The organism is Enterovirga sp. CN4-39 (assembly GCF_049446235.1).
In the GTDB taxonomy this organism is placed as follows: Bacteria; Pseudomonadota; Alphaproteobacteria; order Rhizobiales; family Beijerinckiaceae; genus Enterovirga.
Window position 1 is genome coordinate 82,932 of the sequence record NZ_JBMSEF010000016.1, and the last position, 24,125, is coordinate 107,056.

The 24,125-nt window shown below is 67.6% G+C and carries 27 protein-coding genes; 16 read left to right on the forward strand and 11 right to left on the reverse strand.

Features of this window, described 5'->3' with window-relative positions; translation table 11 throughout:
- Positions 1-165: 165 nt before the first annotated feature.
- The 6 genes from ACO2SS_RS21955 to ACO2SS_RS21980 all read left to right on the forward strand — a co-directional run bounded on the left by ACO2SS_RS21955 (position 166) and on the right by ACO2SS_RS21980 (position 4,158).
- Complete coding sequence (locus ACO2SS_RS21955) at positions 166-1,212, forward strand: MaoC family dehydratase (protein WP_423279960.1); 1,047 nt, start codon at positions 166-168, stop codon at positions 1,210-1,212.
- Between the two features lie 12 nt (positions 1,213-1,224).
- Positions 1,225-1,659 carry a group III truncated hemoglobin gene (locus ACO2SS_RS21960; protein ID WP_423279961.1) on the forward strand — a complete coding sequence of 145 codons (435 nt, stop codon included), beginning with the start codon at positions 1,225-1,227 and terminating at the stop codon, positions 1,657-1,659.
- 51 nt (positions 1,660-1,710) lie between these two features.
- Positions 1,711-2,445 (forward strand): DUF1003 domain-containing protein, encoded by a 735-nt coding sequence (locus ACO2SS_RS21965; RefSeq protein WP_423279962.1) that lies wholly within the window; start codon positions 1,711-1,713, stop codon positions 2,443-2,445.
- Between the two features lie 51 nt (positions 2,446-2,496).
- A complete protein-coding gene (locus ACO2SS_RS21970) occupies positions 2,497-2,907 on the forward strand; it encodes a carboxymuconolactone decarboxylase family protein (protein WP_423279963.1) in 411 nt (136 codons plus the stop codon).
- Between the two features lie 201 nt (positions 2,908-3,108).
- Positions 3,109-3,435 carry an ATPase inhibitor subunit zeta gene (locus ACO2SS_RS21975; RefSeq protein WP_423279964.1) on the forward strand — a complete coding sequence of 109 codons (327 nt, stop codon included), beginning with the start codon at positions 3,109-3,111 and terminating at the stop codon, positions 3,433-3,435.
- A gap of 357 nt (positions 3,436-3,792) precedes the next feature.
- Positions 3,793-4,158 carry a hypothetical protein gene (locus tag ACO2SS_RS21980; protein ID WP_423279965.1) on the forward strand — a complete coding sequence of 122 codons (366 nt, stop codon included), beginning with the start codon at positions 3,793-3,795 and terminating at the stop codon, positions 4,156-4,158.
- A 59-nt stretch (positions 4,159-4,217) separates the two neighbouring features.
- On the opposite strand, the gene ACO2SS_RS21985 is transcribed toward ACO2SS_RS21980, so the two are convergent.
- Entirely contained in the window at positions 4,218-7,400 is a 3,183-nt protein-coding gene (locus tag ACO2SS_RS21985; RefSeq protein ID WP_423279966.1) for an efflux RND transporter permease subunit, read from the reverse strand.
- A 19-nt stretch (positions 7,401-7,419) separates the two neighbouring features.
- The gene (locus ACO2SS_RS21990) at positions 7,420-8,544 is read right to left on the reverse strand and encodes an efflux RND transporter periplasmic adaptor subunit (RefSeq protein WP_423280011.1); all 1,125 of its coding nucleotides are present in this window, start codon (positions 8,542-8,544) and stop codon (positions 7,420-7,422) included.
- A 311-nt stretch (positions 8,545-8,855) separates the two neighbouring features.
- Here ACO2SS_RS21990 and map point away from each other — a divergent pair, with 311 nt between their 5' ends.
- Both map and ACO2SS_RS22000 read left to right on the forward strand, forming a co-directional pair.
- Positions 8,856-9,608, forward strand: coding sequence for a type I methionyl aminopeptidase (gene map, locus ACO2SS_RS21995; protein WP_423279967.1), 753 nt, complete (start codon positions 8,856-8,858; stop codon positions 9,606-9,608).
- Positions 9,609-9,698: 90 nt separating this feature from the next.
- Positions 9,699-10,454, forward strand: a complete 756-nt coding sequence (locus ACO2SS_RS22000) for a DJ-1/PfpI family protein (RefSeq protein WP_423280012.1) — start codon at positions 9,699-9,701, stop codon at positions 10,452-10,454.
- A gap of 94 nt (positions 10,455-10,548) precedes the next feature.
- Here ACO2SS_RS22000 and ACO2SS_RS22005 read toward each other — a convergent pair whose 3' ends face one another.
- A complete protein-coding gene (locus ACO2SS_RS22005; RefSeq protein ID WP_423279968.1) occupies positions 10,549-11,460 on the reverse strand; it encodes a LysR family transcriptional regulator in 912 nt (303 codons plus the stop codon).
- 104 nt (positions 11,461-11,564) lie between these two features.
- Here ACO2SS_RS22005 and ACO2SS_RS22010 point away from each other — a divergent pair, with 104 nt between their 5' ends.
- Positions 11,565-12,299, forward strand: a complete 735-nt coding sequence (locus ACO2SS_RS22010) for a L,D-transpeptidase (RefSeq protein ID WP_423279969.1) — start codon at positions 11,565-11,567, stop codon at positions 12,297-12,299.
- Between the two features lie 16 nt (positions 12,300-12,315).
- On the opposite strand, the gene ACO2SS_RS22015 is transcribed toward ACO2SS_RS22010, so the two are convergent.
- From ACO2SS_RS22015 to ACO2SS_RS22040, 6 genes are all read right to left on the reverse strand, one after another.
- Complete coding sequence (locus ACO2SS_RS22015; protein WP_423279970.1) at positions 12,316-12,753, reverse strand: hypothetical protein; 438 nt, start codon at positions 12,751-12,753, stop codon at positions 12,316-12,318.
- Positions 12,754-12,760: 7 nt separating this feature from the next.
- Positions 12,761-13,153: an ester cyclase gene (locus ACO2SS_RS22020; protein ID WP_423279971.1), complete on the reverse strand. Its 393-nt coding sequence runs from the start codon at positions 13,151-13,153 to the stop codon at positions 12,761-12,763.
- Positions 13,154-13,343: 190 nt separating this feature from the next.
- Positions 13,344-14,075: an outer membrane protein gene (locus ACO2SS_RS22025; RefSeq protein ID WP_423279972.1), complete on the reverse strand. Its 732-nt coding sequence runs from the start codon at positions 14,073-14,075 to the stop codon at positions 13,344-13,346.
- A 210-nt stretch (positions 14,076-14,285) separates the two neighbouring features.
- Positions 14,286-14,699, reverse strand: coding sequence for a DUF2141 domain-containing protein (locus tag ACO2SS_RS22030; protein ID WP_423279973.1), 414 nt, complete (start codon positions 14,697-14,699; stop codon positions 14,286-14,288).
- Positions 14,700-14,869: 170 nt separating this feature from the next.
- On the reverse strand, positions 14,870-15,271 hold the full coding sequence (locus tag ACO2SS_RS22035) for a YybH family protein (protein ID WP_423279974.1): 402 nt from the start codon (positions 15,269-15,271) through the stop codon (positions 14,870-14,872).
- A gap of 153 nt (positions 15,272-15,424) precedes the next feature.
- Positions 15,425-16,327 carry a LysR substrate-binding domain-containing protein gene (locus ACO2SS_RS22040; RefSeq protein WP_423279975.1) on the reverse strand — a complete coding sequence of 301 codons (903 nt, stop codon included), beginning with the start codon at positions 16,325-16,327 and terminating at the stop codon, positions 15,425-15,427.
- Positions 16,328-16,427: 100 nt separating this feature from the next.
- Here ACO2SS_RS22040 and ACO2SS_RS22045 point away from each other — a divergent pair, with 100 nt between their 5' ends.
- The 6 genes from ACO2SS_RS22045 (at position 16,428) to ACO2SS_RS22070 (ending at position 22,017) form a co-directional block, all read left to right on the forward strand.
- Positions 16,428-17,711, forward strand: a complete 1,284-nt coding sequence (locus tag ACO2SS_RS22045) for an SLC13 family permease (RefSeq protein ID WP_423280013.1) — start codon at positions 16,428-16,430, stop codon at positions 17,709-17,711.
- Positions 17,712-17,844: 133 nt separating this feature from the next.
- Entirely contained in the window at positions 17,845-18,255 is a 411-nt protein-coding gene (sdhC, locus tag ACO2SS_RS22050; protein WP_423279976.1) for a succinate dehydrogenase, cytochrome b556 subunit, read from the forward strand.
- A gap of 10 nt (positions 18,256-18,265) precedes the next feature.
- Positions 18,266-18,691, forward strand: coding sequence for a succinate dehydrogenase, hydrophobic membrane anchor protein (sdhD, locus tag ACO2SS_RS22055; RefSeq protein ID WP_423279977.1), 426 nt, complete (start codon positions 18,266-18,268; stop codon positions 18,689-18,691).
- Between the two features lie 11 nt (positions 18,692-18,702).
- Complete coding sequence (sdhA, locus tag ACO2SS_RS22060; protein ID WP_423279978.1) at positions 18,703-20,550, forward strand: succinate dehydrogenase flavoprotein subunit; 1,848 nt, start codon at positions 18,703-18,705, stop codon at positions 20,548-20,550.
- Position 20,551: 1 nt separating this feature from the next.
- The gene (locus ACO2SS_RS22065) at positions 20,552-21,334 is read left to right on the forward strand and encodes a succinate dehydrogenase iron-sulfur subunit (RefSeq protein ID WP_423279979.1); all 783 of its coding nucleotides are present in this window, start codon (positions 20,552-20,554) and stop codon (positions 21,332-21,334) included.
- Positions 21,335-21,435: 101 nt separating this feature from the next.
- Positions 21,436-22,017 (forward strand): AprI/Inh family metalloprotease inhibitor, encoded by a 582-nt coding sequence (locus ACO2SS_RS22070; RefSeq protein WP_423280014.1) that lies wholly within the window; start codon positions 21,436-21,438, stop codon positions 22,015-22,017.
- A 44-nt stretch (positions 22,018-22,061) separates the two neighbouring features.
- On the opposite strand, the gene ACO2SS_RS22075 is transcribed toward ACO2SS_RS22070, so the two are convergent.
- On the reverse strand, positions 22,062-22,361 hold the full coding sequence (locus ACO2SS_RS22075; RefSeq protein ID WP_423279980.1) for a hypothetical protein: 300 nt from the start codon (positions 22,359-22,361) through the stop codon (positions 22,062-22,064).
- A gap of 186 nt (positions 22,362-22,547) precedes the next feature.
- On the opposite strand from ACO2SS_RS22075, the gene zapE reads away from it, so the two are divergent.
- The gene (zapE, locus tag ACO2SS_RS22080) at positions 22,548-23,732 is read left to right on the forward strand and encodes a cell division protein ZapE (protein ID WP_423279981.1); all 1,185 of its coding nucleotides are present in this window, start codon (positions 22,548-22,550) and stop codon (positions 23,730-23,732) included.
- 59 nt (positions 23,733-23,791) lie between these two features.
- Here the strand turns inward: zapE and ACO2SS_RS22085 are convergent, their stop codons facing one another.
- Entirely contained in the window at positions 23,792-24,070 is a 279-nt protein-coding gene (locus ACO2SS_RS22085; RefSeq protein ID WP_423279982.1) for a hypothetical protein, read from the reverse strand.
- Positions 24,071-24,125: the final 55 nt, after the last annotated feature.

The window sequence follows — 24,125 nt, forward strand, 5'->3', positions numbered from 1 at the left end:
TGGCCCGGGGCCAGAATGCGTTAAGAGGCCGCCCGAGGCGAGGATCTCCGGCCTGGCGGCGCGAGCCGCCTCCGGCGTCGGTTCGTGTCCGCGGGACCGCTCGGAGATTGACGGCGTCGCGTCGGCTGGACACAGCTTTGGCTCTCCGAGCAAGCGAGCGACAGCATGAAGACCAATCCGGGCCGCTATTTCGAGGATTTCCGGATCGGCGAGACGATCCGGCACGCAACGCCGCGCACGGTCACGGCCGCGGATGGGGCGCTCTACACCGCCCTCTACGGGTCGCGGTTCGCCGTGCAGTCCGCGGACGCCTTTGCGGGCAGCATCGGGTATCCGGGCGCGCCGCTCGACGACCTCCTCGTCTTCCACGTCGTGTTCGGCAAGAGCGTCCCGGACATCTCGCTGAATGCGGTCGCCAATCTAGGCTACGCGGATGGGCGCTTCCTGCAGCCGGTCTATCCGGGCGACACCCTCACGGCCGTCTCGGACGTGATCGGCCTGAAGGAGAATTCCAACCGGCAGACCGGAATCGTCCATGTGCGCACCACCGGCTTCAACCAGCACGGGGCGCCCGTGCTGGAATATTGCCGCTGGGTCATGGTCCGGAAGCTTTCCGAGGCCGCGAGGCCGCATCGCGAGGAGGTGCCGAGCCTCCCGGATGCCGTCCAGCCCGCATCGCTCGGGCTCGCCTGCCCGCCGATCGACCTGAAGGCCTGGGACGACGAGCTGTCCGGCTCGCCGTACCGCTTCGGCGCCTATGCGGCGGGCGAGCGCATCGACCATGTCGACGGGATGACGGTGGAGGAGGCCGAGCACCAGCTCGCGACGCGCCTCTACCAGAATACCGCCAAGGTGCATTTCGACGCGCATGCCGCGACAGGGACGCGGTTCGGCCGGCGGCTGATCTATGGCGGGCACGTCATCTCGCTCGCCCGCGCGCTGTCCTTCAACGGGCTCGCGAACGCCTTCCATGTGGCGGCCATCAATGGCGGCCGGCATGTGGCGCCGCTCTTTGCGGGGGATACGGTCTATGCCTGGAGCGAGATCCTCGAGACGGCCGACCTGCCGGGGCGCCTCGATGTCGGCGCGCTCAGGATCCGGACCATTGCGACAAAGAACCAGCCCTGCACGGACTTCCCCGGTCGGACCGAGGGCGGGTATCACCCGGCCGTCATTCTCGACTTCGATTACTGGGCGCTCATCCCGCGGTGAGCGCGGGCCACCATGCAGAATACCTCATCCCCCGAGATGAAGGAGGCTGCGCCGCTCGACGAGGCCAGCCTCGCCACCCTGCTCGACCGGTTCTACGCCAAGGCGCGGCGCGATCCGGCGCTCGGGCCGGTCTTCGCCGCTGCCATCTTGGATGATTCCTGGCCGGAGCACATGGCGAGGATCGAAGGATTCTGGCGCTCCGTCCTGTTCAAGACCGGGACCTACAAGGGCAATCCGTTCGGCGCGCATGTCCGGCTGCCCGGCCTGACGCCGGCGCTGTTCGCACGCTGGCTGGAGCTGTTCGGCGAGACCTGCCGCGAGGTGCTGGAGCCGGCCGATGCCGCCGCCCTTCAGCACCGGGCCGAGCGGATCGCCGAAAGCCTGCAAGCCGGCCTGTTCTTCCGGCCGGAGTTGAGGGCAATGAGGCCGGAGGCCAGCCCAACCTGACGATCCGACAGGACGAGCGCACGCGAGACCAACTGCCTTCCGAGGTGCCCGATGGACGTCTCAAAACCCGCCGCGACGGCCGAGACCGGTGGTGCGGCCAAGAAGCAGCGCTGCGCCATCACGGGCAGGGAACGCTCGCGCAAGGATCTGGTCCGCCTCGACGCGCTCCGGCCTGCCCTGGCCGAGCGCATCCATCAGGACTTCCCGGGCATCGCCGAAGACGCGCTGGTCAGCCGCGCGGAGGTGAGCCGCTATCGCAGCAAATACGTGGAGGAGATGCTCAGAGAGGAGCATGGCGAGTTCAGCGAACTGGACCGCCAGGTCGCAGAGAGCATCGCCAGGCAGGACACGATCGCGGAGAACATCGAGGAGGACTTCGCCGAGCGCCGGACCCTCGGTGAGCGCCTGTCCGACGGCCTCGCCACGTTCGGCGGCTCATGGGCCTTCCTGATCTCCTTCGCGGTCGTCCTGGTCGCCTGGATGGCGCTGAATTCCTATCTCGCCGACAGGTCTGCGTTCGATCCCTATCCGTTCATCCTGCTGAACCTCGTGCTCTCCTGCCTCGCGGCCGTGCAGGCGCCCATCATCATGATGAGCCAGAAGCGCCAGGAGGCGAAGGACCGTCTCCGGTCGCTGAACGACTATCAGGTGAACCTGAAGGCAGAGCTCGAGATCAGGCACCTGCACGAGAAGATCGACCACATGGTCACGCGGCAGTGGGAACGCCTGGCCGAGATCCAGCAGCTCCAGCTCGAGATCATGCAGGAACGTTTCCTGAGGAAGTGAGCCCCCGGCATCCCCCGGCCCGGCATCGGTTCAAGGCAAGAAGGATACGAGATGGCGACGGTTCGCTTGTGGTCCGATGCGGAGGTCGAGGGCGATCCGGCCGTGAAGGCCGTGTTCGACGACATCCGGAGAACCCGGAAATCCGACTTCGTGAACAATTTCTGGCGCGGCCTCGCCAACGATCCGGCGCAGCTGAAGCGCACCTGGGAGAGCCTCAAGGCCATCATGGTCGAGCCCGGTGCGATCGATCCCCTGACCTGCGAGCTGATCTACATGGCGGTCTCGGCCACGAACAATTGCAGCTACTGCATCCACTCGCATACGGCGGCCGCGCGCCAGAAGGGGATGACGGAGGCGCAGTACGGGCACTTTCTCCAGATCGTCGGGATGGCGGCGCAGACCAACGCGCTGGTCACCACCATGCAGATCCCGGTCGACGAGGCCTTCCAGGTGAATGGCTGAAGCACCGAGGTCCGAGGGGAAGGACTGACCGGGAACCTGGACGCAGGCCGACGCTCGTTCCGCCTCTGAATCAAGGGCAAGGTCGAGCTGTCGCCCTCGCCCTCATTCCAGTACGATCTTCCACGAACACCTGTCGGGACGAGGACCCTCCGGACGAAGCAATTTCCCCGCAACCACCATCCGGCGATTGGAGAATGTCGAATGACCAGCTTCGACGATCCAGGGAGGATGATCCTCCGCAACAAGCTCCTCGGCAGGTGGGCCGCCGGCCAACTGGGGAAGACGGGCCGGGACGCCGATCAGTATTCGGAGGCGCTTGCCCGGGCAGCTTTCCATCCTGATCGCGGCGACGTGTTCAGCACGATCCGCAAGGACTTCGATGCCGCCGGCGTGACCCAGACGGACGAGCAGATACTCCGGGTCATGACCGAGTTCTCGATCAAGGCCGGGGAAGCGATGTCGGGAGGGCCAGGAGACAGCGTCCGCGGCGCAGGGGCGATGCTCGCGCGCAAGCTCATGCTGCCATGAGGGTCAGCCGAATTCCTCTCGAAGGTCGAGCGCTGGTGCGATCCCGAGACGCAGCCCCGCGTGCCGCGGCATCTGCGCGGCTCGGCGCAGACATCGTTCCGTCGTCCAGAGCAGGGGGGGCTCAAGCCGCTCCCTCGAGCGCCGGCGGGCGGCACGACGATGCCGTCTCGCGACTGCCGGGAGAGAAAAAGGGCGGGAAGCCGATCCCCACCCGAATGTCCGGGAGGGCGGGATCGGGGTGGAGCTTCCACGCATAGGGGCGTAACGGGCGGGGCATCACGCCGTGAACTTCGGCCGCCCGCCCGGGTTGAGGGGAGCGGCTCGGCAGCACCGGCGCACAATGGAAGGACAAGGTGAATGAAGGACGGGCCCCAAGGCGAAATCGACTGCCCGTTGCCCCTCGCGACCGTGGCGGAGCTGAAGAACGCCGAAGCCCGCGAGGTCGTGGCCTCGGTGCTGCCTCTCTCCGAGGAGCTGCGGATCAAGCTCGCCCTGTACTGCTACAACCGCGCTCACCTTCGGCCCCTGGGGCTGACGGTCGCGTCGACGATCGACCCGGAGCGCATGGCCGCGCTCGGCGGGACGCTGGGCGAGGTGATCGCCAGCCAGAGCCGGGCATCGGGGCTGAGCTTCGGGACCGAGCCGATCGCCGAGCCGAAGAAGAGGGTCGAGAAGCCCAAGCCCAAGATCAGCCTCGGCGGCCGCGGATGGGTGGACCGCTGAGCCCGGCCGAGAGCTGACCGGCCTCCGGCCGCCCGAGGAGCGCCTGCCGGCCTCCGGCCCTATTCCGCCGCGCTCGGCGAGGCGGAGGCGTTCGCCGGGGCGGCGGCCCTGCCCGAGAAGCGCATCGTCAGGAACCGGATCGCCACGTAGAAGACCGGCGTGAGGAAGAGGCCGAAGAAGGTCACGCCGAGCATGCCCGAGAACACCGCGGTGCCGAGCGCCTGGCGCATCTCGGCGCCCGGGCCGGTGGCGGTTGCGAGCGGCACCACCCCGAGGATGAACGCGAAGGCCGTCATCAGGATCGGCCGCAGGCGGAGGCGGCAGGCCTCGACGACGGCCGGGATCGGCCCCTTGCCGTCGCGGGCCTCGATGTCGCGTGCGAACTCCACGATCAGGATCGCGTTCTTGGCCGCGAGCCCGACCAGGACCACGAGGCCGATCTGGGTCAGGATGTTGTTGTCCTGGCCGCGGATCGTGACCCCGATTAGGGCCGAGAGCACCGACATCGGCACGATCAGGATGATGGCGAGGGGGAGCGACCAGCTCTCGTACTGCGCCGCCAGGACCAGGAACACGAACAGCACAGACAGGCCGAAGATGAAGATGGCCGTGTTGCCGGTCGCCCGCTCCTGGAAGGCGAGCTCGGTCCAGGAGAAGCCCATGCCGGGAGGCATGATCTCCCGCGCGAGCCGCTCGACCGTGTCGAGCGCGGTCGTCGTCGAGACGCCCACGGCCGGCGTGCCCTGGAGGGGCACGGAGGTGTACATGTTGTAGTGCTGCACGAGGTCGGGCCCGGAGATCTCGTCGACCTCGACGAGGGTCCCGAGCGGCACCAGCGCCCCGTTGGTGGAGCGGACGCGCAGCCGGTTGATGTCGTCCTCGGTCAGCCGGTAGCGCTGATCGGCCTGGGCGCGAACCTGGTACACGCGCCCGAACGCGTTGAAGTCGTTCACATAGGCCGTGCCGAGATTGTTCTGCAGCGTGTCGAAGATGTTGCCGACCGGCACGTTGAGCATGCGCGCCTTCTGCCGGTCGATCCGCAGATAGATCTGCGGCGTCGAGGCCGAGAAGGTGGTGAAGACGCCGGCGAGGTTCGGATCGGCCCGCCCTCGCGCCATCAGCTCGTAGGTCGTCGCGAGGACGCGGTCGACCTCGGCGCCGTTGCGCTCCTGCAGCTGCAGCTTCCAGCCGCCGGCATTGCCGATGCCCCGCACGGGCGGCGGCGGGATGGCGATGATGAAGGCCTCCTCGATCGCCTGCATCCGCTTGAAGATGTCGGCGATGATCACGTTCGCCGTGAGGTTCTCCCGCACCCGTTCGCCGAACGGCTTGAACGGCACGAAGACGGCGGCCGCGTTGGTGGCGTTGGTGAAGGTCGCGCCCGAGAAGCCCGCGAAGGCGACCGCGTTTCCGATGCCCGGCGTCTCGAGCGCGATCTCCTGGATGCGGCGCGTCACGGCATCGGTCCGGGAGAGCGAGGCGCCGTCCGGCAGCTGCGCGACGATGATGGCGTAGCCCTGGTCCTGCGTCGGGATGAAGCCGCGCGGCACGCGGTCGGCGAGCCACACCGTCCCGATGAGGAGCCCGGCATAGATCGGAAGCACGATGAGCCTGCGCCGGACGATGGCGCCGACGGCCCGCGAATAGGCCCCGGATGTCCGGTCGAAGCCGTGGTTGAAGAGATCGGCGCCCCTGCGCAGGAAGCCGAAGGGGCCGCCTCTGCCGCGATGTGCGTCATGCGGCTTGAGGAGGATCGCTCCGAGCGCCGGCGAGAGCGTCAGCGACACGAAGGCCGAGATCAGCGTCGAGACCGCGATGGTCAGCGCGAACTGGCGGTAGAACTGTCCCGAGATGCCGGGGATGAAGGCGGTCGGCACGAACACCGCCGCCAGCACGAGCGCGATTGCCACCACCGCGCTTCCGACCTCGTCCATCGTCTGGTGCGCCGCCTCCCGGGGCGACCGACCCTCGGCGATGTTCCGCTCGATGTTCTCGACCACGACGATCGCGTCGTCGACCACGATGCCGATCGCGAGGACGAGCCCGAACAGCGTCAGGTTGTTGAGCGTGAAGCCGAGCGCCGCCATCGCCGCGAATGTCCCGATGAGCGAGACCGGGATGGCGATGATCGGGATGATGGCGGTGCGCCAGGACTGGAGGAACACGATGACGACCACGACGACGAGCGCCAGCGCTTCCCAGAGCGTCTTGTAGACCTCCCTGACCGACTCGGCGATGAACTCCGTGGGGTTGTAGACGACCCGGTAGTCGAGGCCGGCCGGGAAGTCCGCCCTGAGCTCGCGCATCTTGTTCTCGATCTGGGCGGCAGCCTGCAGGGCGTTGGTGCCCGGCCGCTGGAAGATCGCCAGGGCGACGGCCGGCTTGCCGCTGAGATACGAGTTGGTGAAGTAGTCCTGGGCGCCGAGCTCGACCCGGGCGATGTCCTGCAGCCGGACGAGGCGGCCGTCATCCGTCGCGCGCACGATGATGCCGGCGAATTCGCGCGGGTTCTGGAACCGGCCCTGGGTGGTGACGGTCAGCTGGAAGGCCTGGTTGCCGGGCACGGGCTCCTGGCCGAGCGCGCCGCCCGAGACCTGGACGTTCTGCTCCTGCACGGCCGCGACGACGTCGCTCGCCGTCATGCCGAAGGTCGCGAGCTTGTCGGCATCGAGCCAGATGCGCATGGAATACTGGCGCTCGCCGAAGATCGAGATGTCGCCGACGCCGTCCAGGCGCAGGAGCTCGTCCCGCACGTTGTTGCGCGCGTAGTTCGAGACGTAGAGCTGGTCGAAGGTCTCGTCGGGCGAGAGCATGTGCACGACCATCATCAGGTCGGGCGAGGCCTTCAGGGTCGTGATGCCGAGCCGCGTCACCTCCTGCGGCAGGCGCGGCGTCGCGATCGCGACGCGGTTCTGGGTCAGCACCTGCGCGGTGTCCAGGTTGGTCCCGAGCTTGAAGGTGACGGTCAACTGCATGTTGCCGTCGCCGGTGGAGTAGGAGGACATGTAGAGCATGTCCTCGACGCCGTTGATCTGCTGCTCCAGGGGCGTCGCGACGGTCGCCGCGACCGTCTTCGCATCGGCCCCGGGATAGCTCGCCCGCACGACGATCGTCGGCGGCACGATCTCCGGATACTGGGCGACCGGGAGCGTCAGGTAGGCGATCGCGCCGACCAGCACGATCACGATCGAGAGCACGGCCGCGAAGATCGGCCGCTCGATGAAGGCGTGGGAGAACCGCATCGCTCGCCTCTGCCCGCGTTCAGTTGGACGGTTCGCGGCTGGGCGGCAGCTCCGTCATCTTGAGCGACACCACGGTGCCCGGGCGGGCCCGGGAGAGCCCGTTCACGACCACGACGTCGTCGGGGCCGAGCCCGTCGCGGATGATCCGGTAGCCGTCGATCCGCGGGCCGGGCCGCACCGCCCTCGCGGCCACCTTGTTGTCGGGCCCCACCACGTAGACGACCCGGCGGTTCTGGTCGGTGCCGAGCGCCTCGTCCGGGACGAGGATCGCCTCGTACGGCTCCGATCCCGGAACCCGGATCCGCCCGAAGAGGCCGGGCGTGAGCGAGAGGTCCTTGTTGTCGAATACGGCGCGGCCGCGCACGGTGCCGCTCGCCTGGTCGAGCCGGATGTCGACGAAGTCGATCCGGCCCTTCCGCCTGCCGTCCCGCTCGTTGGTAAGCGTCACCGTGACGGTCGGGTCGCGGTGGTTGGTGCCGCCCGGGGTGCTGGCGAAGCCCTGGAGGTAGGCGAGGTAGGCGCGCTCGTCGACGTCGAAGTAGAAATAGATCGGGTCGAGCGACACCATGGTGGTGAGCAGCGTCTCGTTCGGCTGGATCAGGTTCCCGACCGAGACGAGGCGCCGGGAGATCCGGCCCGAGATGGGCGCGCGGATCTGCGTGTATTCGAGATCGAGCTTGGCCCTGTCGATCGCGGCCCTGGCCGAGTCGGCCTCGCTCTGCGCCGTCTGCAGGGCCTGGCGCCGCTGGTCCGCGAGTTGCTCGGAGATGTTGCCGGTGCGCTGCAGGGTCGTCGCGCGCTCGAGGTCGGTCTGCGCGAACTCGCTCCGCGCCGTCGCCGAGGCGAGGCTCGCCTGGGCCGAACGGAGCGCCGTCTCGTAGGGGCGCGGATCGATCGTGAAGAGCAGCTCGCCCGCCTTGACGATCGCGCCGTCCTCGAAATGGACCTTCTCCAGATAGCCCGTGACCCGCGCCCTGAGATCCACGGTGTCGACGGCATCGAACCGGCCGATGAAATCGTCCTGCTCGACGATCTTCTTGACGACCGGCTTCGCGACGGACACCGCCGGCGGCGGGGGCGTCTGCGCCATTGCGGGAGTGCCGAACAACACCAGCACAAGTGCTCGCGCCGCGAGGCGCAACATCGGCACGCACCGTTCCCGCTGCATCCGTCACCCGTCGAAAGAGGCTGCTTGAGAGCCCACCCGGACCTCAAGGTAGAGACCGGAGTGCGGGCTCCACAACATGGCCGCGCCGTGCTCTGGCAGATCTCGCAGGCCCGCTGCGTCGGTCACGACGAAACTCGGCCGTGCGTCCATGCCGTATTTATTCCGCGAGGATCCGCCGCTATCGCTCGGGCGGCTGCCCTCCACCGGGCGGAGTGCTTCGCCGGGTGCCTTCACACGGCAGGGTCGCCCCGTCGCGGTCTCCTCCCGCCTTGCGAAATGGACCTGACATGACCGTGTCGAGCGACGACGACCTGGACGCGCTGAAGCAGATCGGGCGCATCGTCGCCAATACGCTGGAGGCGATGGGCAAGGCGATCGAGCCCGGCATGACCACGCGCGAGCTCGACCAGGTCGGGCGGAGGTTCATGGAAGCTGCCGGGGCACGCCCGGCCCCGGAGATGGTCTACGACTTTCCCGGTGCGACCTGCATCAGCGTGAACGAGGAGATCGCCCACGGCATCCCCGGCGACCGCACGATCAGGCCGGGCGACCTCGTCAATATCGACGTCTCGGCGGAGAAGGACGGCTTCTTCGCCGATACCGGGGCATCCTTCGCGGTGCCGCCGGTGACGCGCGCCGTCGAACGGCTCTGCAAGGACGGTCGACGGGCGATGTGGACGGGCTTGCGCCAGGTGGGCAGCGGCAAGCCCCTGGCCGGCATCGGCCGAGCCGTGGGCGCCTTCGCGCAGAAGAACGGCTACACGCTGGTGCGCAACCTCGCCAGCCACGGCGTTGGCCTCTCGCTGCACGAAGAGCCGACGGAGATCGCGACCTGGCCCGATCCCTCCGAGCGCCGGATCATGCGGGACGGTCTCGTGTTCACCGTGGAGCCGTTCCTGTCCCTCGGCGCAGAGATCGCCGAGAGCGGCGAGGACGATGTCTGGACGCTCTACAGCCAGCCGAGGGCGCTGACGGTGCAGTACGAGCACACGGTGGTCGCGACCCGCAACGGGCCGCTGGTCCTCACCATGCCGGGATAGCCGGAGCGCTTCGCCGGACGTAGCTGCGGCGGTGAGCTTCGACCCGCCGATCACCGGCATGCGAGGCGCGTGCGGCATTGAGCATGCCGTCTGCGCCAGCTAGCCTGCTCTTCAGAAACGAAGGGGAGGCTACTCACCGTGCAGTTCGGGATCTTGTGTTTTCCACGCGTCCAGCAACTCGACCTGACCGGTCCGTTCGAGGTTTTTGCATCGGCCAGTGGAGCTCGCGTTCACCTCGTGTGGAAGAGCCTGGACCCTGTTCAGTCGGCGACAGGCCTGATGCTCCAGCCCACCTCTACCTTTGCGGATGCGCCTCAATTCGATGTTCTCTGCATCCCGGGCGGCGCTGGGGTGAACGCATTGATGCAGGATGCCGAAACCCTGGACTTCATCCGGCGACAGGCTGCAGGCGCCCGGTTCGTCACCTCGGTCTGTACCGGAGCGCTCGTGCTCGGCGCCGCGGGGCTCCTGCAGGGCAAGCGCGCTACGACGCACTGGAACTCGCACGACTTCCTGGAGAAGTTCGGCGCTATCCCGGTCCAGGGCCGGGTCGTTCGGGACGGGAACGTGATCACGGCCGGGGGCGTCACGTCTGGAATCGACTTCGGCCTCGCGCTGGTGGCCGAGCTCTTCGGTCAGGAAGAGGCCGAGAAGATCCAGCTCTACATGGAATATGCGCCGGCGCCGCCCTTCAACGCCGGCACGCCCGAGAGTGCGCCGCCCGCCGTGATCGAGAAGGCGCGCGCAAGCCTCGCTCCGTCTCGACGAGAGAAGGAGGAGATCTTCGCCGCCATGGGGCTGTCCGGAGCAGGCTCTGGTTCCGAGCCCGGCACGGTCGGTCGCTAGGACGGACAGCCGACCCGAAGGCTCTGCCGGCCCGGTTGTGCGGGTAGTCCGGCGGGCCCCGACGGAGCGCCGACTTTCGGGGGCGGGGAGGCCGCTACGCGGTCTTGCCGATGCCCTCGATCGCGCGGAAACGCGGCACCAGGAAGTCGGTGAACGCCCTCACCACCGGTCGCATGTAGCGGACGGACGGATAGGCCAGGAACGCCTCGGTCGAGCGGATGCTGTAAGGCTGGAGGACGTGGACCAGCCTCCCGCTCGCCAGCTCGTCGGCCACGAGCGGGTGCTGGACCGGCCCGACACCTTGGCCCTCGCAGAGAGCCGTGATGAGCACCTGTGCGTTGTTGGTCCTCAGGATCGGACGGATCGGGACCTCCAGTGTTCCGCCGTCATGGTGGAGGACGAGCACGTCCCGCGGCGTGTGGGCCCCGACGGCGGTGACGAAATCGAGCTCCGCGAGCTGCCGCGGCTCGTCCAGCCTCCCCGCCCGCGCGAGGTAGGACGGGGCGGCGGCCAGGATCCGTCGCACGAAGCCCAGCCGGCGCACGACCACGTCCTGAGCCTCGGGCCGACCGTAGCGCAGGGCGAGGTCGAATTCCTCGTGGACGACGTCCACCACCCGATCCTCCAGGAAGAGGTCCACGGCCACACCCGGATGGTTGGTCTGAAACTCGGACACGATCGGATGCATGTGCCGGGTGCCTATGCAGGTCGGGGCATGCACCCGGAGCCGGCCTTCGATGCGGCCGGCCTCCCGTTTGCTGTCTTCGAGGGCGGCATCGATCGATACCAGCGCGGGTTGGCATGCGTCGTAGAGCCGCCGGCCCTGCGGCGTCGCTCGTACCACCCGCGCCGAGCGCTCCAGCAATCGTGCCCCCACATGGGCCTCGAGGTTGCGCAGATGCTTGCTGACGGCTGGCTGGGAGACGGCGAGGTCCCGGGCGGCGGCCGTTACCGAGCCCCGCTCGACGGTGCGGACGAAGGCACGAAGCGCAAGAGCTAGATCCATCCATGCCATCCGGTTATGGGGCTCATTACCCCATGACGGATAGACGTGGCATGACGGCCGCGGTTATTCCAGCGCCCGCCCGCACTCCGCGAGATGTCCTTTCAATGCGCCCTTGCCCACCACTTCCGGCTCTCTTTGCCGCCATGCTCTCGATGCTGGCGGCCGGATGCGTCGCGACTGCGCCGGATGTGCAGACTGCCGCGGTGCCCCAGGTTCACCCGAGCTATCTCGCCATGTACGGCGAACGACCGGACGAGAAGTTCCCCATTCCGGCCACCGACCTCAGCGAGGTCGATCCGCAGTATTTCCGCCAGGAGGTCGCCTACCCGCGCGGCGAACAGCCGGGGACCCTCGTGGTCGATCCGGGCAACAAGTTCCTCTACCTCGTCATGGAGAACGGGCGGGCCATGCGCTACGGCGTCGGCGTCGGGAAGGATGGCCTCGCCTGGAGCGGCAAGGCCGAGATCAAGCGGAAGGCGGAGTGGCCGCGCTGGACGCCGACGGCCGCGATGATCCGCCGGGAGCCGGAGAAGAACGGACCCTGGCGCGGCGGGATGGCCGGGGGGCTCGAGAACCCGCTCGGGCCGCGTGCGCTCTACCTCTACGCGAACGGGCGCGACACGCTCTACCGGATCCACGGCACGACCGAGCCTCACACGATCGGCACGAACGTGTCTTCCGGCTGCATCAGGATGTTCAACCAGGACATCATCGACCTCTACGGCCGCGTTCCCCTCGACACGAAGGTGGTGGTGCTGCCGGCTCACGAGAATGTGGAGCCCAATCTCGCTCCCGTCGTCGCCCAGGCGGAGATCGGGACCGACACGGCTTTCGACTGATCTCTCCGGGAGGCCCTCAGATCACGTTCGGCTTTCGCCAGGACAGCCACCAGGTCAGCCCGGTTACGGCGCCGCTGAGCGCCCCGAAGATGGCCAGCCACTCGCTGTCCGGCGGCGCCGCAATCAGGAAGAGAAGGACGAGCGTCAGGGCGGCCCCGGAAGCGGCCCCTGTGCCGATATAGGCTGCCGCGCTCTCCTGGTCCCAGCGCTTCAAGGCGGCGGTCACAGGCAGGCCGACGATGATGCTGCCAGTGAGGACGACAGGTATCGCGACCGCCAGGGGAAGGACGGCCAGGGCCAGCATGGCAAGGAACTCGCCGGGGTCGGTCAAGGCTCGCGGAAGACCGAGGATCGCGAACAGGATCGAGAACAGCAGATAGGGGGCCGCCCCCGCGACCGCGCCGAAGAAGACGGATTTCGCGAATGGCAGAAGGGGGGTGGCGGGGGGCATCATTAGGGGGTCAGGAATCGAGCTGTGCCTCGATGGCCACCTTGTCGATCACCGACCAGACCGACACGATCTTTCCGTTCCGGAACTCGTAGAAGACGTTTTCCGCGAAGTGGATCCTGCGTCCGTCCACCCTCAGGCCAAGGAATTCGCCCTTGGGTGAGCAGTCGAACAGGAGACGGGCCGCGATGCGCGGCGGTTCGCAGACCAGGAAATCGATGTTGAAGCGAAGGTCCGGGATCGTCTCGAAATCATTCACGAGCATGTCGCGATAGCCGGACAGCCCGAACCGCCGGCCATTGTGCTCGACCTTCTCGTCGACGAACTCCCCGAGCCTCGCCCAGTCCTGCGCGTTGAGGCACGCGATATAGCCACGATAGAGGTCGGGAAGCGACAGGTCGGCCAAGTGGCTGTTCCTTGGAGTGGCTCGGTCGCCGCTGAATAGGACGCCAGCCACCCGATGGCCACATGGCCCCCACGCGGATGCTCTCTCCCACTCGCAGCGATTGCCGCCCGATCGGCCTGGATGCCAGGAAGAAAATAGGCCGCAGCATGTCTGCTGCGGCCACTTGGTTCTTCCGGAGTTTGCTGCTGGATCAGAGGCCCATGAAGGAATTGAAGTTCCAGTTCAGGCCCGCCTTCACGAGGTGAGCGTCGAGTTCAGCCGAGATCGGCAGGACGGCCGGAGCCGTCGCGAAGTTGATCGTCCTGCGGTTGAACTGCATGTACTGGTACTCGATCTTGGCGCTCACATTGTTTGTGACCGCGTATTCGAGGCCGCCGCCAACCGTCCAGCCGTCCAGGTCCGTCGAGCGCGAGAATGTGGGGACGCCCGTCGCGCCGCTGCGGTACACCGCGTCGCCCAGATAGGCGTAGCCGCCCTTTGCGTAGACGAGGAGGCGGTCCCAGGCATAGCCCAGGCGGCCGGTCGCGGTCCCAAGGAAGCCTTCGGCCTTTCCTTCGGCGAAAGCGGTTCCGAAACCGGGGGCCCCGATGCTCTGCCGGGTGCCGAAATCCGAATAGGCGAGGTCGCCCTCGATGCCGAGGACGAAGCTGCCCCACTGCCAGTTGTAGCCGACCGTGCCGCCGACGACGAAGCCTCCGACCGAGGCCTCTCCCGAGATCGGGGCAACGACGCCCGGGGTCGCATCACGGAAGCGGAAATCCCCGCCTGCAACTCCGCCGCCCTGGACGCCAGCATAGAAGCCCGTCCAGTTGTAGGAAGGCATGACTTCCGGCCCGTACCCGCCGCGGAGCGCAAGGTCAGCCGCCGAAGCGGCCGAGGTCACTGCAAGGAGCGCGACACCGGCCAAAAGAACTCTCTTCACGATACCCCCTGTGACGATTCGATTCGACAGTCACAAGGAGTAGCGTTCGAAACGTTACCGAGTTGGTAACCATGTCGCCAAAGTCATGGGGCGAAGATGGCGGCCGTCGAGAGGGTGTCCTTGAGGTCGTCGGCGGGCCTCTTGTTCTCCGATTGCAGCGCTCGAGCGCCAGGGTTCAGTCGCCCCTCGGCGCCCGTGCAGGGCCGGTCTTCACGATCGCAGCGCGACCGGGACGATCACCACGCGGGCGTCGACCTCCACGACGGCATCCGCGAAGGCGGGCGGGCCGAAATTCATGGACGGCGCGCGGCTGAAGCCGAACGGCTCGCTCGGGATGCCGAGCATGTTGGTCGCCAGCTTCCCGTCGCCGTTGCGGTCGTGGAAGGCCTGGATGGCATAAGGACCGGGAGGCACGGCGCCGATCCGCACGTCGAGGCTGCCCGCCTTGGCCGGGGCGGAGGCGACGAGGCGGCAGGTCTTCAGGAACTCGGCCTCCGTGCAGGCCGCAACGCGGATCGCACCGGCGGCATCGGCAATGCCGGTCACGCGCACGGTCAGGTCCGCTGCGGCGGCCCATCCGGACGTGGCGAGAAGGGCGGCCGCGGTGAAGGCGAGGCGGGTCAATCGGGATTCCTTGTACATACCGGCCGTGTGGGGTCTGCCCGGCCGCCATGCAACGGTCCGCCGCGCCTTCCTCGCGCGAAGGTGATCGCCGGGGTGGAGCCCGGTCCCCCGGCAGCCAGCGCCGACGGGGGCTTCCTTCGGCTCGGCTGCTCAGTTGAAGGTGTGGAGGATCAGCACGAGCGATCCGTCCGGCGCCTTCCGGAACACATGGGTCGCATGCCGCCTGCCTTCTGGTCCTTGGCCTTGGCGGACCATTTCGCCGTGGCGACCACGATGTCGCCGGCATCGACCGCCCGTATCAGGTCGAGCTTGTGGTCGGTCACTCCCGACGAGAACAGGCCCGAGAAGAACTTCTCCGCTCCCGGCTGGCCCTCGAGCACCTCGTGCGAGGGCGGGAGGATCAGCGCGTCCTTGGAATAGGCGGCAGCCACCGCCTTCGGGTCCGCCTTGTTGAACGCGGCATCCCACTTCCCGTACGCAGCCGAGACGGACTTGCTGGCATCCTGGGCAAGGACAGTGCTCGTCAGTGCAGCGCAGGCCCCGATAAGGACAAGAGAAGAGAGCCTATTCATCTTCGTCCTCCCTATCCCGTCATAGGACAGGGTGGAATCGACACCTCTTCAAACGAATGCGCAATTCGTGTTGATCCTTAGGGCGAACGCTGAAGGCTCATAGGTGTTTAGGGACTTCTCCAGCCTGCGCGATCTGCCCCCGCCCACGGCGGCTCAGTCGCCGTGCTTCGGCGCGGTGCGGAGGTGGTCGACCAGCTTCTTCGCCGAGGGTGGAAGGGCCGCATAGCTCCTCACGCAGATGGTGAGATCGCGCGCCGCCCAAGAATCCGCCAGCGCCACGATGCTGATCCGGGAGGATTTCTGCGCCCGCCGTGCCGTTGTCTCGGGGATGATGCCGATCCCGACGCCCGCCTCGACCAGGCGGCAGACGCCGTCGAAGCTCCGCAATTGGACCCGCAGCCGGATCGTCTGGCCGAGCGCGGCGGCCTTCGCGGACAGGAAGCGCTGCAGGGCGCTGGACCGATCCAGGCCCACGAGATCGTGCTCGAGCACCTCGGCGAAGGCGACGCTGTCGCGGCGTGCCAGCGGGTGAGACGGGCCCGTCACCACGACGAAGCGATCGGACCGGAACGGAAATGTCTCGAGCCCGCCGGTCTGCACCGTCCCGGCCACGATCCCGATATCCGCCACGCCCTCTGCGACCAGGCCGACGATCTCGTCGGAGAGGCGCTCCTCCAGCACGACCGACATCCGGGGATGGGCGGACAGGAAGGCTCCGAGCGCGTCCGGCAGGAATTCCAGGATCGCGTTGGTGTTGGACAGGAGGCGGATCTCGCCCGCGCTCCCGCCCGCGAAGGCGCCGAGATCCTCCCGCAAGCGCTCCGCCTGGGCCAGCATGATGCGGGCATGCTGCAGCAGCATGCGACCTGCGGCCGTGGGCGTGACGCCGTTGCGGCTGCGCAGCAGGAGCGCGGCCCCGAGGTCCTCCTCCATGCCCCGGATGCGGGCCGAGGCGGCCGCGAGGGCGAGGTTGGCGCGCTCGGCCCCGCCCGTGATCGAGCCGGCTTCGACGATGTGGCGGAAGAGGCTGAGGTCCTTGAGGTCGAAATGGAGCATGGCTTCGCCGATCGCGAAGGCTGTTTTCGGCCTTTCAGGATTGCACAACGCGGCCAGCGGGTCCAATTGCTTCGCGCATGACGAAGATCGAAACACGTCGATGATCGTTGCCGGAAGCATCGCGGCCGTCACGCTGTTTCTCTGGGCGACCGCGCTCGTGCCGGAGATCGTGGCGACGCTCGCCTTCTTCGCGGCCGCCACCTTGGCCAAGGTCGCGAGCCCCGCGACGATCTTCTCCGGCTTCGCGTCCTCCGCCTTCTGGCTGGTGCTCTCCGGCCTCGTCGTCGGGGCAGCCATGACCCGGACGGGGCTCGGCGCCCGCCTGGCCCGCGGGCTCGCCCGCCCGCTCTCGGGCTCCTACCCGGTCTTCATCGCCGGCCTCGTCACGCTCGCCTTCGCGCTTGCCTTCGTCATGCCGTCGAATCTCGGCCGGATCGCCCTCCTGGTCCCGATCGTGCTCGCGCTGTCGGACGAACTGGGGCTCGAGCCGGGGAGCCTTGGCCGGTACGGGGCCGTCCTGGCGGTCGGGGTCGCGACCCCCATCCTGTCCGCCGCCATCCTGCCCGCGAACGTGCCGAACCTCGTCATGGCGGGCGCGGCGGAGACGCTGCACGGCATCCAGCTGCGCTACCTTCCCTACCTTTTTCTGCACGCGCCGGTCCTGGCGTTGGCCAAGGGCGCGCTCCTCGTCGTCCTCATCTGCCGGCTGTTCCCCGATCGGGTGCAGCGCCATGCGGGGGAGGGCGGGTCGGCCCGGCCCTGGTCGGCGGAGGAGCGGCGTCTCGCCGTGATTCTCGGTCTCACGCTGCTTCTCTGGGTCACGGACAGCTGGCACCACGTCCAGCCAGCCTGGATCGGCCTCGCCGCTGCCGTCGTCTGCATCATGCCGAGGATCGGCGTACTGCCGGCCGAAGCCTTCGCGCAGGTGAACCTGCGCATCTGCTTCTACATCGCGGGCGTGATCGGCCTGATCGCCGTGGTGAACGAGACCGGGCTCGCGGCCGCCATCGGCCGGGCGGTCCTGGCCGTCGCCCCCTTCGAGCCGGGGGCCGTGGCGCAGAACTTCGCCGTGCTCGTCGGCATCGCCACTGCGCTGACGCTGGCCGTCACGGCGAATGGCGCTCCGGCGCTTTACACCGCCCTCGCGGGTGATCTCGCCGGCGCGACCGGCATGCCGCTTCTCACGGTCGTGATGATCCAGGTGATCGGCTTCTCGACCGTGTTCCTGCCCTACCAGGCTCCACCGATCGTCGTGGCGTCCGAATTGGGGGGCGTGCCGCTCCGCAAGGCGGCCCGACTCACCCTGGCGTTCGGCTTTGCGTCACTCCTCGTGATCACGCCTCTGGCCTTCGTCTGGTGGCGCCTTTCGGGAGCGCTGCCATGAAGTGCAAAAGAATCGGAGGTGAGAGCGCTGGCATGTGGTCGACCAAGCACTTACCGCGTTGCAGCACCCCAAGGGCTCCGTTAGGAACCCTTCCAAATTCGACCCGTTCTCACTTGAAGCTCCGGAGTTTCTGATGGCCGACGCGAAAGCCCAGGCTGCGCGGCAGGTGCCGAGGCCATTGTCGCCTCATCTCCAGGTCTATCGCTGGACCTGGACCATGGCGATGTCCATCTTCCACCGCGCCACCGGCACCGCCCTCTACTTCGGCACTGTACTCGTCGCGATCTGGCTGCTCGCGGTCGCGTCGGGGCCGGCAGCCTATGACCGGGTATCCTGGTTCTTCGGCAGCCCGATCGGCCTGCTGATCATGTTCGGCTACACTTGGACGCTGATGCATCACCTGCTCGGCGGCGTGCGCCACCTCGTCTGGGACTTCGGCCACGGCATGGAGCCCGGCACGCGCATGCAGCTGGCGCGCTTCACCCTGATCGGCTCGGTCACGCTCACGGTCCTCATCTGGGCCGTGGCGCTGCTGACGCGCTGAGGACGACACCATGGCAGACAACAGGCCCAATCCCCGCGTCGACATGCGGACCCCGCTCTCGCGCGTGAAGGGACTCGGCGCGGCCCATCACGGGGTCGAGCACTGGTGGATGCATCGCATCACCGCGGTGTCGAACATCCCGCTCGTGGTCGCCTTCGTGATCATCATCGCGGGCCTCGCGGGGCGCCCCTATGCGGAGGTGATCCGCATCGTCTCCAATCCGTTCGTCGCGCTCCTACTGGGGCTGTGCGTCATCTCCGTGACGAATCACATGCGCCTCGGCATGCAGATCATCATCGAGGACTACGTCCACGATCGCGGCTGGAAGATCGTCTCCATCATCGCGAACAACTTCTTTGCGGCGGTGATCGCCGCGGCCTGCCTCTTCTCCGTCCTGAAGATCAGCTTCGGCCGCGTCCCGCTGCCTCCCGTCTAGGAACAAAGACAATGGCCACCAACGGCTCAGCCACGAACGGCAACGGGGCGGCGGCCCCGAAGATCAACGGCGACGCCTACCCGATCATCGACCACACCTTCGACGTCGTGGTCGTCGGCGCGGGCGGTGCCGGCCTGCGCGCCACCGTCGGCTGCTCGCAGGCCGGCCTGCGTACGGCCTGCATCACCAAGGTGTTCCCCACGCGCTCGCACACGGTCGCCGCGCAGGGCGGCGTCGCCGCCTCGCTCGCCAATATGGGCGAGGACACCTGGCAGTGGCACATGTACGACACCGTCAAGGGGTCGGACTGGCTCGGCGACCAGGATGCGATCGAGTACCTCGTCCGCAACGCGCCTGCCGCCGTCTACGAGCTCGAGCACTGGGGCGTGCCCTTCTCCCGCACGGAGGACGGCAAGATCTACCAGCGCCCCTTCGGCGGCATGACCACGCATTTCGGCAAGGGCATCGCCCAGCGCACCTGCGCGGCCGCCGACCGCACCGGCCACGCGATGCTTCACACGCTCTACGGCCAGGCGGTGAAGAACGAGACGAACTTCTTCATCGAGTACTTCGCCATCGACCTCATCATCGATGAGGAGGGCCGCTGCCGGGGCGTGGTCACCATCGACATGGCGACCGGCCAGATCCACCGCTTCCGGGCCGCCATGACGATCCTGGCGACGGGCGGCTATGGACGCGCCTATTTCTCGGCGACCTCAGCCCATACCTGCACGGGCGATGGCGGCGGCATGGTGCTGCGCGCCGGCCTGCCGCTCGAGGACATGGAATTCGTGCAGTTCCACCCGACCGGCATCTACGGCTCGGGCTGCCTGATCACCGAGGGCTCGCGCGGCGAGGGCGGCTACCTCACCAACTCCGAGGGCGAGCGCTTCATGGAGCGCTACGCGCCTTCGGCGAAGGACCTCGCCTCGCGCGACGTCGTCTCGCGCTCGATGACGATGGAGATCCGGGCCGGCCGCGGCGTCGGCAAGGACAAGGATCACATCTTCCTTCATCTCGACCATCTCGACCCGAAGATCCTGCACGAGCGCCTGCCCGGCATTTCGGAAAGCGCGAAGATCTTCGCGGGCGTGGACGTGACGAAGGAGCCGATCCCGGTCATCCCGACCGTCCACTACAACATGGGCGGCATCCAGACGAACTACCACGGCGAGGTCGTGACCCTGCAGGGCAACAATCCCGACCATGTGGTGCCCGGCCTGATGGCCATCGGCGAGGCGGCCTGCGTGTCCGTGCACGGCGCGAACCGGCTGGGCTCGAACTCGCTGATCGATCTGGTCGTGTTCGGCCGCGCGGCGGGCCTGCGCTGCGCCGAGATCGTCGAGGCGAACGGCAAGCTCCCCGACCTGCCGAAGGATTCGGCCGACAAGGCGCTCTCGCGGCTCGACCGGGCGCGCTATGCGAACGGCAGCACGCCGACCGCGGTGCTGCGGGACAAGATGCAGCGCACGATGCAGAACAACTGCGCCGTGTTCCGCACCGGCGAGGTGCTGGAAGAGGGCAGGGGCCTGATCAAGGAAGTCTGGAGAGGGTCCGACGACATCCGCGTCACCGACCGCTCGCTCGTCTGGAACTCGGACCTGATCGAGACGCTCGAGTTCCAGAACCTGATCGTCCAGGCGGTCGTGACGATGGAAAGCGCCGCGAACCGCAAGGAATCGCGCGGTGCGCATGCCCGCGAGGACTTCCCGGATCGGGACGACCAGAACTGGATGAAGCACACGCTGTCCTGGGTCGACGAGGACAAGCGCGAAGTGAACATCGACTATCGTCCGGTCCACACCTACACGATGTCCAACGACATCGCCTATATCGAGCCGAAGGCGCGGGTTTACTGATATGGCCCAGTTTCAGCTTCCGAAGAATTCGCGCTACACCGAAGGCAAGACTTGGCCTCGCCCGCAGGGCGCGAAGCGCGTCACGGAATTCCGGATCTATCGCTGGAACCCGGATGACGGGAAGAATCCGACCATCGACACCTTCTATGTCGACCGGGACGATTGCGGCCCGATGGTCCTCGACGCGCTTCTGTGGATCAAGAACAAGGTCGATCCGACGCTGACGCTCCGCCGGTCGTGCCGCGAGGGCATCTGCGGCTCCTGCGCCATGAACATCATGGGCGAGAACACCCTGGCCTGCACGCTCGGCATCGACGACTGCAAGTCGGACGTCATCAAGATCTACCCGCTGCCGCACATGCCGGTGATCAAGGATCTCGTGCCGGACCTGTCGACGTTCTACGCCCAGCACGCGCTCATCAAGCCGTATCTCCAGACCGAAACCCCGGCGCCGGAGAAGGAGTGGCGGCAGACGCCGGAGGAGCGCTCGAAGCTCGACGGGCTGTACGAGTGCATCCTTTGCGCCTGCTGCACGACGTCATGCCCGAGCTACTGGTGGAACGGTGACCGCTATCTCGGCCCGGCGGCGCTGCTTCAGTCGTACCGGTGGCTCGCCGATTCGCGTGACGAGGCCACGGGCGAGCGCCTGGACGATCTCCATGATCCGTTCCGGCTCTACCGCTGCCACACGATCATGAATTGCTCGAATACCTGTCCGAAGGGCCTGAACCCGGCCAAGGCGATCGCCGAAATCAAGAAGATGATGATCGCAAGGGCGATTTGAGCCGGCCGTCCCCAGCAGTGTCGCTTTTGCCGGAATCCGCTATGCACGCTCAGGGTCGGGCCCGTGGGATTCGCGGGCGCCCTGATGGCGGTTCACGCATGATGGTTCGGGTCGGGCAGATCGCATTCGTTCTGGCGGTGGCGGGCAGCGTCGCGGGTTGCGGCTCCGCGCGATTGGGCGAACTCGGGCCGAGCGGCAGCCGGGCACGCCCGGCACCCGTCCAGGCCAACGAGCCGCCGCCCGTCGAGGCGGTGCCGTCGGGCTCGGTCTTTTCGGAGCCGCTCGCGCCTCCGCCCGGGTCTGGAGCCGGCGCGGTCGTGGCGGACGTACCGTCGATGCCGAGTGTTCCGGCCGAGCCGTCGGCTCCCCGGAGCTCGCCGAGCGTGGCGCCGTCAGCGGGTGCGGGGCGCTCGGCTGCGGTCGGCTCCTACAGGGTGCGGGACGCCTCGGGCGCCAATTGCCGGATCAGCCTCTCCAGTTCGCCCTCGCTCGACCTCTACAAGGCGTCTTCGAGCGGATGCACGAACAAGGACCTCGGACGGGTGACGGCCTGGGATTACCGGGAAGGGGAGGTCTATCTCTATCAGCCCGGCGGAGCGGTTGCGGCGCGGCTTAGGGGAGCGGGCGGCGAGCTCACGGGCGTTCTGGCAAAATCCGGGGCCCCGCTCACGCTGTCGCGTTGACCGAGGCCCCGGGTACGGTCCGGGGGGCGGCGGACCGATCTCGTTCAGCGGGTGCGACGGGCGCCGCGTTCGCCGGGACGGGCGACCTGCTCGTCGTTGATGGCGGTGCCCTGTGCGGGGCGTCCCTTGGCGACCGAGCCGGTGGCGAGATTGTTGTCGCGCTGAAGCGCCTCGCGGCGTTCCCGGTCCTCGTGCATGAACTTGTACATCTGCCACTTGGCCGTGCCTTCGCCGAACATGCCGGACGGGGCCTTGTAGCTGAAGTTCTCGGCTGCGCTCTGCGCCGAGGCTGCCGCCGGGGCGAGCATCAAGGCCACCCCGAAGGCTAAGACAACTCTCCGCATCGTCATCTCCAAAGGGCCACGCGAGCTATGCGCTTCGCGCTTCGCTGATGGAGCTGAGATATGGAGCTCTGCAGCTCTTGCATGTGCGCTTCCGCACATCCGCATTCGGGGAGCGAGATCCCGTTTGTCGCATCGGGCGGGTTTGCGCCGCGGCGTGGGGGAAGCTAATCCGATCCGGGACCTTCCATGACACTACCTCTCGCATCGGGCGCGGTCGCGGCCCGCTACGACTCCCTTGTCTCTTCTGGCTCGATCGAGAGCGATCCCGCTCAGCGCGAGGTCGTGCGGGCGCTCGATCGCCTGAGCGCCACGCTCAACAGCCGGCGCCTCGCCCGGAAGTCGAGCTCGCTGGGATGGCTGTTCGGCCAGAAGGCCGAGCCGCTGCCGCGCGGCCTCTATCTCTGGGGCTCTGTCGGCCGCGGCAAGACGATGTTGATGGACCTCTTCTACGAGAGCCTCACCATCCCGGCGAAGCGTCGCACCCATTTCCACGCCTACATGGCGGAGGTGCATGCGCGCATCCACGACTGGCGCCAGAAGCTGAAGCGGGGCGAGGTGGAAGGGGACGACCCGATCCGGCCCGTGGCGGCGGCGCTCGCGAAGGAAGCCTGGGTCCTCTGCTTCGACGAGTTCGCCGTGACGGACATCGCCGATGCGATGATCCTCTCCAGGCTCTTCAAGGCGATGTTCGAAGCCGGGATCGTGGTCGTGGCCACGTCGAACGTTCCGCCTGCGGATCTCTACAGGGACGGCCTGAACCGCGCGCTCTTCCTGCCCTTCATCTCGCTCGTGGAGGAGCGGATGGCGGTGCGCGAACTCGCGTCGCGAACCGATTTCCGCATGGAGAAGATCGGCGAGACGCCGGTCTACTTCACGCCCGCCGACGAGCGGTCCAGGGCGGAGCTCGATGGACTGTTCGCCCGCCTGACGGGCGGCGTCAGGCCGAAGCCCGCCACCCTGACCGTGCAGGGCCATCCCGTGGAAGTGCCCGCCCAGGCGATGGGCGTGGCGCGGTTCGATTTCGCGGATCTGTGCCGGCGCCCGCTCGGTGCCGCCGACTACATCGCGATCGCCCGCGCCTACCACACGGTTCTCGTGGACGGCATCCCGCAACTGAGCTGGGAACAGCGCAACGAGGCGAAGCGGTTCATCAACCTGATCGACGTGCTCTATGAGCGCCACGTGAAGCTCTTCGCCTCGGCGGCCGTCGAGCCGGACGAGTTGTTCGGCGGGGAGAGCGGAACGGAGGCTTTCGAATTCGCCCGGACCGCGTCGCGCCTGCACGAGATGCGCTCGCGCGACTACCTCGCGCTGCCGCGTGGGCGCGGCCACGCCGTTTCCGGCGACACGACGGGCCTCGTCGAGACATAGAAACGAAAACGGCCGCGAGCCCGTTGGGACCCGCGGCCGCTGGCGTGAGCGTCGGAAGCTTACGGAGAGCCGCTGCCGCCGGAGTTCGAGCCGCTCGGCGTCGAGCTGGATTTCGCCGGCTGGGAGGCGTTGCCCGCGCCCGCGGGATTGTTCGAGACGGTACCGGCGCCGGTGCCTTCGGTCCGTACGCTTCCGGTTGCGCCGGGGCCGGAATTCACCGCGCCAGGCCCGCCCGGATTGACGACGCTCGGCGCCGTCGTGCTCGGCGCGGTCGTGGATGTCTGCGCCAAGGCCGGGGCTGCAAACAGCATCGCAGCCGCCAGGATCTTCAATCGCATGATAAACTCCCGAGTTGAAGGTCGAGGGGTAGAAGGTCTAGCCCCTTATGTACCG